The organism is Paenibacillus tarimensis, assembly GCF_021532315.1.
Lineage (GTDB): Bacteria > Bacillota > Bacilli > Paenibacillales > Paenibacillaceae > Paenibacillus_I > Paenibacillus_I tarimensis.
Map to the genome: position 1 here is coordinate 366,687 of NZ_JAKGAO010000007.1, position 14,589 is coordinate 381,275.

The following is a 14,589-nucleotide window of genomic DNA, read 5'->3' on the forward strand; positions in this document are numbered from 1 at the left end:
TGACTACATCTTAGGGAGAGGTGAGACGAATGATTAATATCTATCCGGAAGCTTCAAGATTCCGCACGGATTTGGATTGGCTGACGAGCAGGGCAAGCTTCTCATTCGGGGAGCACTACGATCCGGACAACACCGAATTCGGTCCGCTTAGAGTATTCAATGACGATATTATTGGAGCAGGCCGCGGCTTTGGCGCTCATCCGCATAGAGAGATGGAGATTGTATCGGTTGTTCTTAGGGGACAGCTGAAGCATGAGGACAGCACGGGACGCAAGGCGATCACCGGCTTTGGCGGCGTACAGCGCATGAGCGCGGGAACAGGGATAATCCACTCGGAGGTCAACCCGGCGGATGAGGAATGCCATATCCTGCAGATCTGGATGACACCTAGCGAGAGCGGACTTACGCCTTCTTATGAGACATCCTCTTTTGACCCGGAGGCGATGAAGGGCAGGCTGCTGCCGATTGTTGCTCGCGGTGGGGGGGAAGGGATATCGGATATTCACCAGGATCTGACGATGTATCTATCCAGGCTGGATGCCGGAAAATCGCTTGAATTCCGTCAAGATGCCGGACGTCGCGTGTATTTGTTTATCATTGAAGGCTCTTTGTCTGTTAATGGGTCAGCCCTTCAGATCGGTGATGCAGCCAGAATAACAGAGGAGCCTGAGCTTACCCTGGAGACAGCGGGAGAGCAGGCGTTCTTTATGCTGATTGATCTGCCCTAGAAGCGGATTCTATTAAGAGATAGGGGAGGGGAAGCTGTTGGCAGAACAACCAAAACACAGATTGCTGGTCAAGCATGTTACGGGACGCGTGCTCCTGGATACAGGTAAGACGGGTGAAAGCTTCACCATTCAGGATGGAAACGGCGATACCCGCCTGGGAGAAGGCGAGGGCAGCTGGAAGGTGCGGATCACAGGTGTAACGACCGCGGCAGCAGCCGAAATTAACCGTCTTCGGGCTGAGCTGAATCTGTTTCATTTCATAGAACAGCCGGATGCAGAGCGGCCGGTCCGCAAGTGGTGGATGTACGGTAAGCACCGGCATCCTGAGATTGTTGAGGATGCCGGTACGGCAGAGCTGCAGATCACCGTTGATGCCCGTGTAGCTTATTCGAATGATGCGGTTTAATACGGGGGGCAGGTGCCTGTAAGAAGGGCTGGCTATAACTGAATTGTGAGGAGGAGGCGGGCTGCCTTCTCCTTTTTTTACTTATTTAGGCGAGAGAGGCGGACTTGCGTTTCCTTCGCTCCAGCTCCTTAATTTCACGAGTGAACAAACCATCCTCCATCTTTTCTGCGATGTCACACAACCTCTCGATATCCAGGAATGAATATTTACGTGTTCCGCCGGCTGTCCGCTCGGGAAATATCAGCTTCCTTTCCTCGTAGTAACGGATTTTTCTCTCCGATAAGCCTGTAAGCTCACTGACCAAACCGATTGTCATTACCTTTTTCTCTTTGTAAGACATCTGTTTCCTCCTTTGTGAACACGGCCGCGATGAGATAACTTGAATATTTCAATTTCTTTTATTCTATATTTGCTTATTTCCATGCAGATGAAAATAGTACTGTTAGATTATCTTACATTAAAACTTTGTCGCAGGGTTTCTTCATGCAAACTGTGTAAGGAAATATAACACAAAAAGCCACGAGCTGATTTTCAGGTGCTATGCTGGTTTCGAGAACGACGCTGATAATCGCGGCGAAGGAGGAAACCAATGTCTGATCATCAAATGGGAGCTCAGCTATCACGTAGGCAGTTCTTGATTCAGGTCGCCAAAGCCGGCGGAGCGGTCGCCATGTATAGTGCGATGGGAAGTTTGGGGTTGCTCGGCAGTCCTGCGGGGGCTTCGGCTGTACTGCCTCCTCCCGCTGAGCTGGAGATGACCAAGCGGGGCGGCAGGAAGATTGTTATTCTGGGTGCCGGTATTGCGGGCATGACAGCAGCTTATGAAATGGCGAAGATCGGTTACGATTGTGTCATCTTAGAAGCCCGTTCCCGGCCGGGAGGCCGTAATTGGACGATCCGCAGAGGCGATTCGGTCACAGAAGTCGGTGGAGCCAAGCAGACCGCCCGCTTTGATGAAGGTGAGTATTTTAACCCTGGCCCCGCCCGAATCCCGCAGCACCATATCACAATGGAATACTGCAAGGAGCTCGGGGTGGCGCTTGAGGTATTCGGCAATGTGAATGAGGCGGCCTATTATTACAGCGAGAATGCAGGGCCTCTCTCCGGGAAGAAGGTACCGAAGCGTGCGGCGAAGGCCGATATGCGCGGTTTTACAAGCGAGCTGCTCGCTAAAGCCATCAATAAGAATGCGCTGGATCTGCCTCTTAGCCAGAATGACAAGGAGAAGCTCCTTATCTATCTGCAGCGAGAGGGAGACCTGAATGCTGATCTATTCTACAAGGGCACGGGCCGCAGAGGGTATAAGGTGCTGCCCGGCGGGGGTGAAACGCCCGGTGAACAGGAGGACCCTTATAACATCAGCGCGATCATCCAGTCGGGCTTTGGAAACAGCTTTAGCTCGGAGTACTCCCTGGATCAGCAGATGATGATGTTCCAGCCTGTAGGCGGCATGGACCAAATCGGCAAAGCACTCGCCAAAAAGGTCGGCACCATGATCCGGTATCAAGCGGTTGTCCAGCAGATCAAGCAGACTGCAAGCGGCGTTGCCGTACTCTATAAGGATGCAGCCGGCACGATGCAGGAAGTGCAAGGGGAGTACTGCATCTGCACTATTCCGCTGAGTGTGCTTAAGGATATCCCCGCTGACTTCAGCAAGGAGATGGCGGCGGCAATCGCCAAGGTCCATTATGCGGAAACGGGGAAAATCGGCTTCCAGTTCCGGAGGCGGTTCTGGGAAGAGGACGAGAATATTTTTAGCGGAATGACGACCACCAATATGGACATCAACCAGATTTGGTATCCGTCAAGCGGCTACCTCGGCCGGAAAGGCATCGTGGTCGGCTACTACAATTTCGGCGAACAGGCAATTAAGCTCGGTGACATGACGCTTGCCGGCCGGGAGGAATACGCGCTCAAGCAGGGGGCCAAGATTCACCCCCAGTTCTACAAGGAGTTCGAGACCTCGTTCTCGATTGCCTGGCACAAGACGGAGTACAACCTGGGCGGATGGGCGAGCTATTCTTCGGAGGACCGGAAGACGATTTATCCGATACTGAACAAGCCGGACGGCCGGATCTATCTGGCTGGAGAGCATATGAGCTACCTGACCGGCTGGATGGCAGGAGCCTTCGAATCAGCCCGGCTTGTCGTAAACCGCATTCATGAACGTGTAATGAAGCAGTGAGCAGCTATTATACCTAAATGACCTACTTAATACGATTGGAGTGTGGCGATATGCGAATGGTAAAAAAAGGGCTGCTGCTTGCCCTGCTGGCAGCATCCGTGAGCTTGGCCGGTTTAACGGCATATGGGGCCAGCCCGCTAACACCGAACAAATATCCGGATGAGCCGATTGATGAGCCGGAGTTTTACGGAAGCCCGACTTCGTCCATTGCGTCAGGTGTATCCGTGCCGGAAGGCATGGCCTATCTCTGGACCAGCGGAACCGTGCCTCCGCAGCTGAAAGCGGACGGTAAGACCATTCATGAACGCTATGGCGATACGAAGACGCAGGCGACCGGCATTTTAAAGCGGATTGAAGCCGATCTGAGGGAGAAGGGGCTTACCCTCTCCGATGTGGTTTATCTGCGCGTCTATCTGGTAGCAGACCCGGAGAAGGAAGGTAAGGTGGATTATCAGGGCTGGTTTGACGCCTATGGGGAGTTCTTCAACACGGAGAGCAATCCAGTGAAGACGGCCCGCTCGACCGTGGCGGTGGCGGGTCTGGTCCATTCCGATTGGCTGATTGAGATCGAAGCGGTTGCCGTATATCCAAAGACCGCCAGTTAAATAACATTGACGAGAGGAGGAGCCAGCATGCTGCAGAGTATTGGCATCCCCGGCTTAATCTTGATTCTGGTTATTGCGCTCGTCATCTTCGGGCCATCCAAGCTGCCTGAGATTGGACGCGCGTTTGGAAGGACGCTCAGCGAATTCAAGCGTTCCACGAAGGAGCTGGTGCAGGAGGAAGAATCAGAGCTGCGGGAAACACGGAGCGGCCTAGCCGTTGTGGAAGTGAAGCAGGAGAAGCCTGCTGTACTGGAGGGCTGAGCAGGGAATTAGAGAGGGGTGTGCGGCTGCTGCCGTTTGCATCCCTCTTCAATATGGAAAGGAGGGAATGAAGATGGACATGATGAACCTGACCGGGCATCTTGGTGAGCTTCGCAAGCGGATTATGATAGCCATGTTCGCCTTTATTGGCGCGCTGGCAGCTACGCTCTGTTATGTGCAGCAGGTATACGGTTGGCTGACGCAGCACCTGGATATCCGGCTTGCCCTTCTTGGTCCGGGAGATATTTTGTGGGTATATATGATGATTTCCGCCGTTATCGCAGCAGCCGTCACTACTCCGGTAGGTGCTTATCAGCTGTGGAAGTTTGTGAAGCCGGCATTGAGTGCTGAAGAGCACAGAGCCGCTTTTCGCATGATTCCGGCTGTATCCCTGCTGTTTATTGGCGGAATCAGCTTCGGCTATTTCATCGTATTTCCGGTTGTCTCTTCGTTCCTGCTCGGGTTATCATCTGGGCAATTTCAGGCGTTATATACAGCGGAGAAGTACTTTCGGTTTATGCTCAATCTGACACTTCCGTTCGGTCTGCTGTTTGAAATGCCGGCCATTGTTATTTTCTTGACCAGGCTCGGTATTCTGAACCCCGATAGACTCGCCAAAGCCAGGAAAACAGCTTACTTCGCGTTGGCCGTGACGGCCGTTACGGTAACACCGCCCGACATCGTCTCCGATGTGCTGGTGGTCATCCCGCTGCTGCTGCTGTACGAATGCAGTGTGAGCCTGTCACGGATTACATACCGGAAGCGGCTGCGCAAATTAGCAGAGGAGGAAGAGCGAGAGGCTGCAGTTTTGTCGGGTGTCTAGCATTGCAACAGAACGTACTGCGGGGGAACGTTGATGTAACCTAGCAGCTGCAGAGCTAAGACTCTTCCAGTCTTAGCTCTGCAGCTGTTTTGATTAAAGTAAGCCTAATAACCTTGGCTGTAACCCAAGGACATGAGGCTGCTATGCACGCCTAATAACCTTGGCTGTAGCCCAAGAACATCAGGCTGCTATGCACGCCTAATAACCTTGGCTGTAGCCCACCAAGTTCCTCAGTTGTTCCCCGGCGAGGTAGCGGCGGAGGTTGTCGAGGAACAAGGCTACGACGCGATCCTTGTAGTGTTCGGTAGCGCCGGCATTATGCGGGGTCAGTATGACGTTCTCCAGCTTCCACAGCGGATGGCCGGCAGGGAGCGGCTCTTCCTCAAACACATCAAGTCCCGCTCCCGCGATGCTGCCTGTCTGCAGGGCGGTAACGAGCGCCTCGGTCTTCACGGTGGCACCGCGCCCGACATTGATAAAATAACTGGTTGGCTTCATAAGACTAAACCGCCGTTCGTCAAAGAGATGGCGCGTATCAGCCGTCAAGGGCAGTATATTTATAACATAGTCACTCTCTGCGAGAACCTGGTCGAGCCGGTCTTCGGTTACGACACGGTCAAAGCCCGGAGCGCTTTTACCGCTGCGGCGGACGCCTATCGTCCGCATGCCGAAGGCCTTCGCGAGGAAGGCTACCTCCCGTCCGATTACCCCAGCGCCTATGACGGCTGCTGTCTTGCCGTGCATTTCGGGCAGGCTGCCCGTTTTCTCCCAAGCTGCAGTTGCCTGTGCGCGTATGGAACGGTGCAGGCCGCGTGTCAGACCGAGCATGAGGGCAAGCACCGTCTCCGACATTGGCTCGGGATGAACACCGCTGGCATTGGTCACGAGCACACCCCGGCTTTCCAATTCCTGCAGGGGGAGCTTGTCCACACCGGCAGACCAGGTTTGGACCCAGCGCAGCGCTGATTCTGGCTTCAGACATTCCCGCGCGGCGTCTGCGTTCCAGCCGCAGATAATTTCGGCCTCGCTATAGCAGGCCGGGTCAATTTCCCCCGTACGGCCAAAAATATGGCTCCAGCCGGGCGTCAGCTGCCGCACCTTCTCCTGCTGCTCCGGCGTGAAGCCGTGCAGGCATACCATTTTTCCCATCTAATCCCTCCCGTGTTGGGTAGCTTAACCTTATTATACAGGAGCAGTGACAGGATTGACGAATAGGATGAATCCGCACATCCGGCATACAAGCATGATAATTAAGCTGCTTTATTTGTTATAGTGAACTGTATTATAATAAGGGAACAGATGTATAGAGAGATGCTTCAGGAAAATAATACTCTATAGTGGAAGGGATGGAGAATCCGATGACTGTACAGCTTGATACACCATTCTCTTATAAGAATCTAGAATTGAAAAACCGTATCGTTATGCCGCCGATGTGCCAGTATGCCGTGGAGGAGAAGGATGGAACACCTACGGAGTGGCATTATGTGCACTACGTGTCGCGCGCTGTTGGCGGCACCGGCCTGATGATTATTGAAATGACAAACGTGGAGCCGGATGGCCGCATTACGGACAACTGTCTTGGCCTTTGGGCTGACGATCAGATACCGGCTTATAAGCGTATCATCGAGGAGTCCAAGAAATATGGCGCCAAGGTTGCCATCCAAATCGCCCATGCCGGGCGGAAAGCGCAGGATGCGCCGCAGCCGGTGGCGCCCTCGGCCATCGCTTACGATGATACCTTCAGGACTCCCCGCGAACTGACGACGCAGGAAGTGAAGGAGATGGTTGACAAATTCGCAGACGCAGCGCGGCGGGCGGTTGAGGCTGGTGTAGATACGATTGAGCTGCACGGGGCACACGGTTATCTGATCCATCAATTCCACTCCCCGTATACCAACCAGCGTACCGATGAGTACGGCCGCGATAAATCGCTGTTTGGCGTTGAAATCATTCAGGCGGTAAAGCGTGTCATGCCGGAGGGGATGCCGCTGATCATGCGGATCTCGGCTGTCGAATATGTTGATGGCGGATACGATCTGGATTATGCACTGGAGATCGGACGCCGGTATAAGGAAGCGGGTGTCGACATCTTCGATATCTCGACTGGCGGAGAGGGCGCTCCAGGTGCCCGCAAGCCGGCTAATACACCAGGCTTCCAGGTTCCTTATGCGAAGGCATTCAAGGATAAGCTGGGTGTCCCGGTCATTGCGGTCGGACTGCTTGAAGATCCGCAGCTGGCGGCTCAGACGCTGAGAAGCGGAGATGCGGATATGATTGGTGTGGCGCGCGGGATGCTGCGCAATCCTTACTGGGCTTTGGCAGCGATTAAGGAAACGACAGGCCGTTATTTGGAGGCTGCTCCCAAGTCATATGACCGTGCTTACTAAAAATGGGTGCGGCTTATCCGCAAACATGGTAAACTACAGATAAGTTTAAGTGGAAAGCAGGGGATTCCATGACGGAAGAACAGCATAATGGATCAAATGCCGAGGGGCAGGAGTCAAAGGAGCCAAAGCGAGTCTCGCTTGCAGAAGCTGTTAAGGCGAAGCTGGAGCAGAAGAAACAGGCTCAAGCGAACGCAGTCGGACGCCAGAAGCAGTCTCATCAAGGCGGCGGCGGCCTCAAGATGAAGAGCCAGAATACGAAGAAGATTAATAATCAGCGGAAACGCATGGGCGTCTAAGCAAGCTCAAGTGTGACGGCTGGATTTAAGCAGGCTCCCCTATACAGGGGCAGCCTGTTTTTATACAACCGGACAGAATCAATCTGACAGGAACGTCACGCTCATAAGCGTATACGAGGAATCAGTATGTGCCGTGTAGGCGGCACGATCAGGAAGGAGGGGGAAATAGGAATGGCCAATACACATACGTACACCCGGAAAGAAGAGATTGCCAATGCGATTACACATGGGATTGGTGCTGCATTAAGTGTTGCGGCGCTAGTCGTGCTGATTGTGTCCGCTTCGCTAAAAGGGACTCCGCTCCATGTCGTCAGCTTCTCGATTTATGGTACCGCCATGCTGATGCTTTATATCGCATCAACACTTGTTCACAGCTTCCCGGAGGGCAGAGCTAAGAAGGTACTGGAGGTTATGGATCATTCCTGCATATACCTGTTCATTGCAGGCTCCTATACGCCAATACTGTTTCATATCGTGCAGGGGGCGCTCGGCTGGTCTTTATTTGGGGTAGTTTGGGGCGTGGCGGTGGCAGGCGTGGTATTTAAATCCTTCTTTGCTTCCAGATTTTTGTTCACATCGACTATATTGTATATTGCCATGGGATGGATTATCGTGTTCGCCTGGGGGCCGCTTGTTGAACATCTGGCGCCGAACGGTTTTTATTTGCTGGTAGGCGGCGGGCTGCTGTATACAGTCGGAACGATCTTCTATATGTGGCGGAGCTTCCCGTATCATCATGCGGTATGGCATATGTTCGTGCTGGCAGGCTCCATCCTGCATTTCTTCGCGATACTGTTTTACGCACTGCCATAAAAGCGTGCTGTTAAGTGCCAATCAAGAGCCGCCAGCCCAACAGGGGTGGCGGTTTTTTAATTGAACATTTACATATTTCTGGTATGATAGAAATGAAACTTTCGACATTTTACTACACGATATGACAACAATGATGGGGGAAGTTCTTATTAAACTCAGCTCGCTATTGCTTGATATTCTAAATGATTTATGTATTTTTGCCGCGCTTCTGCTGCTCTTGAACATTCTTGTTCAACGGTTCTGGATGACAAGACTGCAGCCGGTTAAGCTTCAGATTATGTATGGTGTGGCGCAAGGGGGAGCAGGGACGGTGCTCATGTTGTCAGGGTTTGAGCTCCGGCCTGACTTTATACTGGACCTTCGTTACTTATGCATAGCGGCTGCTGCGAGGTTCTGGGGCTGGCAGGCCAGCCTGACTGCGGCCATCGTTATTGTGCTCGGCAGATGGCTGTTGTTTGGCCTTAATATGCCTGCTGCTGTGAGTGCCCTGCTGATGGGTACTGTCTGCGGTCTGATTGCCGAGACCGTGAAGCCGGGCGGGAAGCAGTGGGCCTGCATGAATATATTCTGTATCATCACCACAGCGAGCGTAATCGGCCTGGTGCTGGAGGGGGATAGTATACCCCAGGTGCTTGCCAGCTTCCTGATTGCTGGAGCGGTTGCGGGTCTGGCTACCCATCTGATGCTCAGTTTCACGGAGAAATCCGGGAAGCTGCAGCAGCAGCTGCAGGAGTCAACAGATAAATATGAGTCACTTGTAAACAACGTGAAGGCTGTTATTTTTCAGACAGATGCGCAAGGCAGGTGGGTCTTCTTAAATGAGGAGTGGACCCGGGTGACAGGCAGACCGGTGGAGGAATCGCTTGGTAAGCGCTATGATGCTGGCCTTCACCCTAGTGACAAAGCATTAAGCCAGTATTACTTTGAGCCGTTGTACAGAAGAGAAATCGATTACTGTCATCATGAGATGCGTTGTCAGGGAATCGATGGTGAACAGCTGTGGATTGAGGTTCACGGGCATGCGATTATCGACGGGGGCGGCTGCTTCACAGGAGTGTTCGGGACCATCAGCGATATAACAAAACGCAAGCAGGCTGAGCAGTCACTGATCGAGAGCGAGGAGCGCTACCGGCTGCTTGTAGAAACATCGCCGGAGGCTATCTGCGTATTCAGTATGGAAGAAACGATCGTTTTCTACAACGAGGCTTGTGCCCGGCTGCTTGGCTATCAGGACGGGAGGCTGATGAACCAGAGCATTTATGCCTTTGTTCCGAGGGAACAGGTTGAGATTATCAGCAGGGGGGTTCAGCGGGTCTTCGCGGAGCCGAGGCATATTGCTGGGCTTGAGTTCATGTGCAGGCGCGAGGATGGGACCTTGCTTAACCTTGAGACCTCGGCCGCTTATATCAAATTTAACGGCAAGCCCTCCATACAAGTTATATTCAGGGATAACACGGAACGCAAGCAGCTCCATGATTCACTAATGCAGGCCAAGGCCCGCTCCGATGAAGCCAGTCAGGCGAAGAGTGATTTTCTGGCTGCGATGAATCATGAGCTGCGAACGCCTCTTAACGGAGTGCTGGGCTTTGCCCAGCTTCTGAAGATGGGGGTTGCCAAGCTTCCGGATTCGGACCGCCTGGTTCAGGACGCGGACAAAATTATTACCGCCGGCAATCATCTGCTTACACTAATTAATGATATTCTGGATCTGTCCAGTATTGAAGCGGGAAAAATGAGAGTCCGCCATATTCCTGTCGGTCTTGGAAGCCTCCTTGAAGACTGTGTCCAGGTCATGCAGCCGCTTGCCAGGGAACGGAGCATTGTCATTATTAATAAACTCGAAAGTCTGGAGGCGGTTGTACTGGCGGACCCGGTAAGGCTCCGCCAGGTGCTGTTCAACCTGATCTCCAATGCCATTAAGTACAACCGGAGCAAGGGAACGGTTACGCTGATGGGCCAATCGGCAGACGGGATCTACCGGTTAACGATCAGCGATACGGGAATTGGTATACCGCCTCATAAGGCGGAACGAATATTTGATCCCTTTTACCGCGCTCATGCTTCGCCGGAGATTGAGGGTACGGGTATAGGATTAACACTGACCAAGCGCCTGCTGGCGCTGATGGACGGGAACATAACAATGGAAAGCGATGGCCGCAGCGGCTGTGTATTTAATGTGGAGCTGCAGCAGATAGCCTGACAGCAGTGGAGGGAGAATCCAGCATGAGCACGTTACAGGTTGTAATCGCGGAGGATAACAGTGGTGCAAGGGACATCCTGACCCGTTTCCTGGAGACCTTCGAGCAGGTGGAGATGATAGGAGCCGCTTCAGACGGAGAACAGCTGGTGAGGCTTGTCCTGCAGAAGCGGCCGCATCTGGTACTTGCCGATATCAGCATGCCGGGAATAAGCGGTCTGGAGGCCGTCCGGGAGTGCTTACGGCTGCTGCCGGAACTGCTCGTAGTCTTCGTAACGGCATATGACCAGTATGCAGTTGAAGCTTTTGAAATCCAGGCCTTTGATTATATCGTGAAGCCTGTTCAGATCGTCAGACTGGCGCAGGTGATAGAGCGTGCAAAGCGAGCAGTTCAGACTCTTCCGGCTGTTCCGCCCTTAGGGCAGACCGTGCCAGCGGAGCAGGAAGCGAAGGTAATGATCCAATCCTCAAGGGCAATCCATTTCATCCCGCTTGATGATATTTTGTTCATTGAAAAGGTAGGGCGCAAGACAGTGGTGCACACGAGGGCAGCGACTTTTGAGACCTATGAATCGCTGGCCTCGGTTATGAAGAAGCTGGGACCGGGCTTTGTCCAGTCGCACAGGGCCTATATTATTCATCTGCGGCATGTACTGACCATCAAGCCATGCGGGGAAAGTGTGTTGGTGCATTTTTATGATTACGAGCCGACAGCCTATACCTCCAGAGATAAATTAAATGAAATCATGGACCGGCTGGTCTCCGGTTAATGGATCATGACATTGCGTGAACCTGCATCCTGTCGGAATGAATACCGGGTTTGTTGATACAAAAGACCGCGATTTCTGTCGCCAAAGAACTGGGATCGGCTCGACGCTAATCACCGCCTTTGTTAATCTTTACAGTAATCATACAACTGTAGAGAGCTTTGAAGGAGTGAGTGAAATGAACAGCTGCGCGGTAGACGGGTGTGATAAGCACGTGAAGGCGAAGAGGCTATGCGCTATGCATCACCAGCGTCTCAGACGCCATGGTGACCCTATGTTCAGCAAGTACCGGATGGTGAAGAAAGCTTGCCAGAAGAATGGATGCGAAGAGCCGGTCCTGGCTAAAGGACTTTGCCGCAAGCACTATTACTTTCAGCGCCGGACGGGTCAAGAGGCGCTTGTTACCGGGACGCAGCCTCATTCCTCCAGTTAACCATATAAAACGAATAAGAACAGGGGAGCCGCCGGCTCCCCTGTTCTTATTCAATCGTATTATTTTATACAGGACTAGCGGTAGAGCCTCCTGGCGACAACGGCCTCAAAGATCCGCCAAGGCAGCAGTGCTTTGCCAAGCAGGGTGAGCTTGACGCCTGGTCCGATTGGATAGCGAAGCCTGGGGTGCTTCAGTGATGCGATATGTACGATATGCTTGGCCGCTTCTTCGGCTTCAGGCGCAGCTTCGGCTGACCGCCTGACATAAGCCAATATTTGTCCGAACTGCTCACGGTAGGCAGAATGCCGGGGAGCGGAAGCAGCCGCCATGCCTTTGGACCATATCCCGGTCCGGTAAGCACCGGCTTCCAGCAGTACAACATGGATTCCAAAGGGGCGAAGCTCGTGCCGCAGCGATTCGCTTAACCCCTCAAGTGCGAACTTGGAAGCGGCGTAGGGACCGAAGCCCGGAAAGCCGATTCGGCCGCTGATACTGCCCACATTTAAGATCTTCCCGCCGCTTCGTGTCCGCATTCCTGGCAGAACGGCCTGTGTTACAGCGGCAACGGCGACAACGTTGGTCTCCAGCTGCTCGCGCCACAGTGCAGGCGGTACATCCTCCAGATATCCGCCAATTGCCTGGCCTGCATTATTAACCAGCAGCTCAATCCCTTCACCAAGCCAGTCCTCTGCCCGGCATACCGCTTCCGTAATCTGCTGCTGGCTCGTTACATCCATGCGAAGGCAGCGGATCAACCGTCCGGTGTCCACTCCGGCAGCGAAAGCGGCGGCCGTTAAGGCCCGGGAGGCGTCCAGATCCCGCATGCAGGCTGCAACACGCGTACCGGCAACGGCGAGCTGGATAACGGTCTGCATGCCAATACCGCTGGATGCTCCGGTTACGAGGGCAGTGGCAGGGCTTGTCCGGTGCCTTCCCATCGTTATTCCTCCCGGCCGCTTTGCTTGGATCTGAATCGGCGGTACATAGCCAGACTTTCCTTCAGGTATTCTTCTTCATCCTCTGTCAGGCGTTCCATGAGGAGCGAATTGCTGCTGCCGGAGTCCGGACGCTGATCATACAAGCTGCGCCCCAGCAGATCATCAATGGTTACGCCGAACCAATCGGCAAGCTTGACCAGGGTTTCAAGATCAGGCTCGTTAATATTATTCTCGTATTGTGAAATGGTCGATTTGGCAGCGTTTAAATAGGCGGCCACCTGCTCCTGCGTCATTTTACGTGCTTTCCTCAATTCACGCAGCCGGTCTCCAATCATCCTTTTCCCATCCCGTCCGTCCGATTTTGAGTCTATTGTACACGGAAAATGAACTTCAGTTCGCTTTTTCAATTAAAAATTCATGAAACGTGATAAAAGGCTTGATTATTTGGCAGGATTTCCCTATAATGTCCATAGTAGTTCATGTTTCATGAACAATGGAGTGTGGGAGAGATGAATCACCGGCTGAAGCAGGCGCGCAAGGCGCTGGGGTATACACAGTCCGATTTGGCAGCGATGCTGGGTTACAGGTCCAAGAGCGGTTACGCCATGATTGAGAACGGGCACAACAATCCGCCTCTCCACATCGCACTGAAGCTATCCGGCATCCTTGGCAGCGATGTTCACACGTTGTTTACGGACTTGTACGACATACCAAAGAAGAAAGGGGGATTATCATGATCTTGTATCAGACTATTCCGCTCTGGATGCTGATGGTGGCTGTCGCTGTACTGGCCGGCATCATTGCTTTGAACAGCTGGGTTACTAAGCGCAAGGCGTCCAAACGGGATATTCACAAGTAACCGGGAAGAGGGCAGAACCCGGGGAGTGCACTGCATACTGCCTTCACAGCACCGGGTTCCTTGCCTGCAAGCTCTTGGAAGTAGCCGTCGAGAATGTGGTTGGCGGAGATGGAGTTGTTGTGGAAGGACAGCATCCGTCCCCCTTTGACATGAACATAATAGTACAGCTTCTCGGACCGCGGTATTTTGCAGACGAATGGCGGCACATGCGGTACGATATCCCTGGTATTGTATACGCGATGCATATGGGGAATCGAACGGTTAAACATGCGGGCGAAGGCAGGATCTCCTGTCCGCGGTGCTCCAAAGGTATAGACGACCGGCGGCCTGCCGGAGGTGTTCGCGGCGATATCGGGCGCTGCGAGGGCAGCGAGAGCTCCGCCCAGACTGTGTCCGGTCACATACAGCTGTCTGCCGTCAATTAAAGGTGCCAGACTCTTCCTGAGCTGATCCCGCATGGACATATAGATAGCCGTAAAACCGGCATGCGTCGCTCCTCCGTCCCGGACGGGTCGGTATTTAACCTGTTTGGCGTTGAGGTCTGCCATCCAGTCGGATACCGTAACGGTTCCCCGAAAGGCCACAATGACAGTGTCCTCTGACTCAAGCACGAAGCCGAAGCTCCCTATGAGATCCCCGTATGACTTACCCTTAATTGCCGCTGCGAGCTTATAACCATCTGGCACGAGGAAAGTCCCGTCCTCATTAGCAAATTGAACGTAAGTCTGCCCGCACACCGCAGCCAGGAAAAGCGCTGTCTGTCCGTTCCAGCTGCCATTGTCCTTCATCATTATTCCAGCCCCTCCTGATCGCCGCGCAGGGCGAATGTCCTGCTGTATTGTATGCGGGGGCGGATAAGGATGACTAGGCACCAGCGGAACATAGCTTCCA

Annotated in this window: 19 protein-coding genes; 14 read left to right on the forward strand and 5 right to left on the reverse strand. The window is 53.3% G+C overall.

Annotated elements, in window-relative coordinates; genetic code table 11:
• The first annotated feature begins 29 nt into the window (after positions 1 to 29).
• A complete protein-coding gene (locus tag L1N82_RS08325) occupies positions 30 to 728 on the forward strand; it encodes a pirin family protein (protein WP_235286908.1) in 699 nt (232 codons plus the stop codon).
• A 37-nt stretch (positions 729 to 765) separates the two neighbouring features.
• Positions 766 to 1,134 carry a hypothetical protein gene (locus tag L1N82_RS08330; protein WP_235286909.1) on the forward strand — a complete coding sequence of 123 codons (369 nt, stop codon included), beginning with the start codon at positions 766 to 768 and terminating at the stop codon, positions 1,132 to 1,134.
• Positions 1,135 to 1,219: 85 nt separating this feature from the next.
• On the opposite strand, the gene L1N82_RS08335 is transcribed toward L1N82_RS08330, so the two are convergent.
• On the reverse strand, positions 1,220 to 1,474 hold the full coding sequence (locus L1N82_RS08335) for a MerR family transcriptional regulator (RefSeq protein ID WP_235286910.1): 255 nt from the start codon (positions 1,472 to 1,474) through the stop codon (positions 1,220 to 1,222).
• 249 nt (positions 1,475 to 1,723) lie between these two features.
• Between L1N82_RS08335 and L1N82_RS08340 the strand changes: the two genes are divergently transcribed.
• The 4 genes from L1N82_RS08340 to tatC all read left to right on the forward strand — a co-directional run bounded on the left by L1N82_RS08340 (position 1,724) and on the right by tatC (position 5,008).
• Positions 1,724 to 3,319: a flavin monoamine oxidase family protein gene (locus tag L1N82_RS08340; protein ID WP_235286911.1), complete on the forward strand. Its 1,596-nt coding sequence runs from the start codon at positions 1,724 to 1,726 to the stop codon at positions 3,317 to 3,319.
• 50 nt (positions 3,320 to 3,369) lie between these two features.
• A complete protein-coding gene (locus L1N82_RS08345) occupies positions 3,370 to 3,924 on the forward strand; it encodes a RidA family protein (RefSeq protein WP_235286912.1) in 555 nt (184 codons plus the stop codon).
• A 27-nt stretch (positions 3,925 to 3,951) separates the two neighbouring features.
• On the forward strand, positions 3,952 to 4,185 hold the full coding sequence (locus L1N82_RS08350) for a twin-arginine translocase TatA/TatE family subunit (protein ID WP_235286913.1): 234 nt from the start codon (positions 3,952 to 3,954) through the stop codon (positions 4,183 to 4,185).
• Positions 4,186 to 4,252: 67 nt separating this feature from the next.
• The gene (gene tatC, locus L1N82_RS08355) at positions 4,253 to 5,008 is read left to right on the forward strand and encodes a twin-arginine translocase subunit TatC (RefSeq protein WP_235286914.1); all 756 of its coding nucleotides are present in this window, start codon (positions 4,253 to 4,255) and stop codon (positions 5,006 to 5,008) included.
• A 198-nt stretch (positions 5,009 to 5,206) separates the two neighbouring features.
• Here tatC and L1N82_RS08360 read toward each other — a convergent pair whose 3' ends face one another.
• Positions 5,207 to 6,157: a D-2-hydroxyacid dehydrogenase gene (locus L1N82_RS08360; protein WP_235286915.1), complete on the reverse strand. Its 951-nt coding sequence runs from the start codon at positions 6,155 to 6,157 to the stop codon at positions 5,207 to 5,209.
• Positions 6,158 to 6,366: 209 nt separating this feature from the next.
• Here L1N82_RS08360 and L1N82_RS08365 point away from each other — a divergent pair, with 209 nt between their 5' ends.
• The 6 genes from L1N82_RS08365 to L1N82_RS08390 all read left to right on the forward strand — a co-directional run bounded on the left by L1N82_RS08365 (position 6,367) and on the right by L1N82_RS08390 (position 11,901).
• Positions 6,367 to 7,395 (forward strand): NADH:flavin oxidoreductase/NADH oxidase, encoded by a 1,029-nt coding sequence (locus tag L1N82_RS08365; RefSeq protein WP_235286980.1) that lies wholly within the window; start codon positions 6,367 to 6,369, stop codon positions 7,393 to 7,395.
• 68 nt (positions 7,396 to 7,463) lie between these two features.
• Positions 7,464 to 7,691: a hypothetical protein gene (locus L1N82_RS08370; RefSeq protein WP_235286916.1), complete on the forward strand. Its 228-nt coding sequence runs from the start codon at positions 7,464 to 7,466 to the stop codon at positions 7,689 to 7,691.
• Positions 7,692 to 7,862: 171 nt separating this feature from the next.
• Positions 7,863 to 8,504: a PAQR family membrane homeostasis protein TrhA gene (gene trhA, locus L1N82_RS08375; protein WP_235286917.1), complete on the forward strand. Its 642-nt coding sequence runs from the start codon at positions 7,863 to 7,865 to the stop codon at positions 8,502 to 8,504.
• Between the two features lie 121 nt (positions 8,505 to 8,625).
• The gene (locus L1N82_RS08380) at positions 8,626 to 10,704 is read left to right on the forward strand and encodes a PAS domain-containing sensor histidine kinase (protein WP_235286918.1); all 2,079 of its coding nucleotides are present in this window, start codon (positions 8,626 to 8,628) and stop codon (positions 10,702 to 10,704) included.
• A 23-nt stretch (positions 10,705 to 10,727) separates the two neighbouring features.
• Positions 10,728 to 11,471, forward strand: coding sequence for a LytR/AlgR family response regulator transcription factor (locus tag L1N82_RS08385; RefSeq protein ID WP_235286919.1), 744 nt, complete (start codon positions 10,728 to 10,730; stop codon positions 11,469 to 11,471).
• 175 nt (positions 11,472 to 11,646) lie between these two features.
• Positions 11,647 to 11,901 carry a hypothetical protein gene (locus L1N82_RS08390; RefSeq protein WP_235286920.1) on the forward strand — a complete coding sequence of 85 codons (255 nt, stop codon included), beginning with the start codon at positions 11,647 to 11,649 and terminating at the stop codon, positions 11,899 to 11,901.
• 74 nt (positions 11,902 to 11,975) lie between these two features.
• On the opposite strand, the gene L1N82_RS08395 is transcribed toward L1N82_RS08390, so the two are convergent.
• The gene (locus L1N82_RS08395) at positions 11,976 to 12,839 is read right to left on the reverse strand and encodes an SDR family NAD(P)-dependent oxidoreductase (RefSeq protein WP_235286921.1); all 864 of its coding nucleotides are present in this window, start codon (positions 12,837 to 12,839) and stop codon (positions 11,976 to 11,978) included.
• A gap of 2 nt (positions 12,840 to 12,841) precedes the next feature.
• Positions 12,842 to 13,174 (reverse strand): helix-turn-helix domain-containing protein, encoded by a 333-nt coding sequence (locus L1N82_RS08400; RefSeq protein ID WP_235286922.1) that lies wholly within the window; start codon positions 13,172 to 13,174, stop codon positions 12,842 to 12,844.
• 144 nt (positions 13,175 to 13,318) lie between these two features.
• On the opposite strand from L1N82_RS08400, the gene L1N82_RS08405 reads away from it, so the two are divergent.
• Complete coding sequence (locus tag L1N82_RS08405) at positions 13,319 to 13,576, forward strand: helix-turn-helix transcriptional regulator (RefSeq protein ID WP_235286923.1); 258 nt, start codon at positions 13,319 to 13,321, stop codon at positions 13,574 to 13,576.
• Positions 13,573 to 13,698, forward strand: a complete 126-nt coding sequence (locus tag L1N82_RS23205) for a hypothetical protein (protein ID WP_268821872.1) — start codon at positions 13,573 to 13,575, stop codon at positions 13,696 to 13,698. Before L1N82_RS08405 ends, L1N82_RS23205 begins: the two co-directional genes overlap by 4 nt.
• Here the strand turns inward: L1N82_RS23205 and L1N82_RS08410 are convergent.
• A complete protein-coding gene (locus L1N82_RS08410) occupies positions 13,689 to 14,489 on the reverse strand; it encodes a lipase family protein (protein WP_235286924.1) in 801 nt (266 codons plus the stop codon). The two genes, L1N82_RS23205 and L1N82_RS08410, sit on opposite strands and share 10 nt — an antisense overlap.
• Between the last annotated feature and the right edge of the window lie 100 nt (positions 14,490 to 14,589).